Here is a 1,683-nt window from a genome sequence, read left to right on the forward strand (position 1 = left end):
GTTAGGCCGCATGGAAACTGTCATGACACTCGTGATCCTCGCCGGCCCGATTCTGGCGCTCGTTGGATGCATTCTCGCGGCTTACCGCATCGCTGCCTTGGCCGGCGGGAGCCATTCTAAGTCGGCAATCCGTATCGCAGCGGCGTCGGTGGCCGTCGGGTTCGCAGGCTATCTGGCTGGCGCTCTCTTGGGGGCATGGGCGCTGTGTTCTCCGGCAGGGGCGAGCAACCTGTGCGGGCTTGGCGGCTTCATCGGTACGGGCCCGCTTATCGCTGGTATTTCGCTCATCGCGTTCGCCCAGCGGCTCGGCAAGCAGCACGCCGCGGCCTAACAATTCGTCCAAGCCGACGCCGCTTCGCGGCGCGGCTTAACTCAGGTGTTAGGTGTCACACCAAATATCGAGGTGACTTAATGAACCGGATAAGCGTGCTCCTCGCCTTTGCCGCCGCCTCATTGCCATTCTCGACCTCGGCCAGAGAGGCAACCTGTAGTCCTTCAGCCGAAAGCAGCCGAAAGGTAGTTCTGGAGTTCTACGACCAGGCGTTAATTCAGAAGAAGCCCAAGCTCGCCTTTGAACGGTTCGTATCGCCAGCCTTTGTCGAGCACAAGGCGGATGTCGCCGGCGGCACCCGAGATGCTGTCGCTACATTCCTTGAAGGTTTGATCGCCCAGCTCCCAGCCGCACGCTGGGAGGTGCTGCGAACTGTGGCTGAGCCGGAGCTCGTCGCTCTACACGCTCGGTTTGTGCCGGCGCCGGGCGCCCCGGCGTACGCAATCGTCGATATCTTTCGCGTAGAGAACTGCCGCATCGTGGAGCACTGGGATGTCGTCGCACCGCCTCGCCCTCAAAGCCCTGCTTCCCGTGCCGAAGGCAGCGCGGGTGACACCTAACAATTCGTCCAAGCCGACGCCGCTTCGCGGCGCGGCTTAACTCAGGTGTTAGGGCGCACAGCTGCAACACGGAGACGGGAAAGATGGAAATGACCATAACTGGTGCTCAGCACGACATGCGCCACGGCTACTTCAGCGGAGCGCCGGGCATTCTTGCGTCTGCGCTCGCGTGGTCTGTCGCTACAGGCTTCGCTGCGTTTTCTTCGCCTCAGCAGGCGATCTGGGCGCTACTCATTGGCGGTGCGCTTATTCACCCGGTCGGCGTCTTGCTCTGTCGCCTCTTCGGCGCCCCGGCAACCCATACCAAAGGCAACCCGCTCGGGCAGCTGGCCGGGGCCAGCACGTTCTGGCTCATCTTTAGTCTGCCCTTGGCGTACGTCCTCGGGCTGCAGCACCCCGCGTGGTTCTTCGTCGCCATGTTGCTCGTCATTGGCGGGCGCTATCTGGTTTTCGCCACGCTGTACGGCATGCGGCTTTACTGGGCACTGGGCTTGGCCCTTGCCGGTGCCGGTTTCGCTCTCGCCGCGCTATCGGCCTCGGCGCTGGTGGTCGTGGCCACAGGCGCCGCGATCGAGCTCGTGTTTGCAGTCGTGGGCATCCTCCAGCACCGTCACTGGGTGCGCCCTAACAGTTCGTCCAAGCCGACGCCGCTTCGCGGCGCGGCTTAACTCAGGCGTTAGGCCGCGTTGGAATTGGGGAGTGTCGTGGGTCAAGCGCGGATCGTTCGCTGCGGTCCCACGCCACTCCGCTTCGTCTGGCATCACGCAACAAGCGCTGTCGGTAAGGCCCGCG

General features: G+C 63.3%; 3 protein-coding genes. All 3 read left to right on the forward strand.

All coding sequences use genetic code 11. The annotated features are described in order from the left end of the window. Positions 1 to 331 (forward strand): hypothetical protein (locus V6M52_RS15090; protein WP_332701614.1); only part of this gene is annotated, 331 nt, incomplete at its 5' end. Positions 332 to 411: 80 nt separating this feature from the next. Next, on the forward strand, positions 412 to 891 hold the full coding sequence (locus V6M52_RS15095; protein WP_332701615.1) for a nuclear transport factor 2 family protein: 480 nt from the start codon (positions 412 to 414) through the stop codon (positions 889 to 891). A gap of 83 nt (positions 892 to 974) precedes the next feature. Beyond that, a complete protein-coding gene (locus V6M52_RS15100) occupies positions 975 to 1,559 on the forward strand; it encodes a DUF7010 family protein (RefSeq protein WP_332701616.1) in 585 nt (194 codons plus the stop codon). Positions 1,560 to 1,683 lie beyond the last annotated feature (124 nt).

Source organism: Devosia sp., from assembly GCF_036676215.1.
GTDB lineage: Bacteria > Pseudomonadota > Alphaproteobacteria > Rhizobiales > Devosiaceae > Devosia.

What these genes read in the sequence shown, in the direction of transcription:
- V6M52_RS15095 (WP_332701615.1), top strand. Translation starts at nt 412, where the DNA reads ATGAACCGGATAAGCGTGCTCCTCGCCTTTGCCGCCGCCTCATTGCCA.
- V6M52_RS15100 (WP_332701616.1), top strand. Translation starts at nt 975, where the DNA reads ATGGAAATGACCATAACTGGTGCTCAGCACGACATGCGCCACGGCTAC.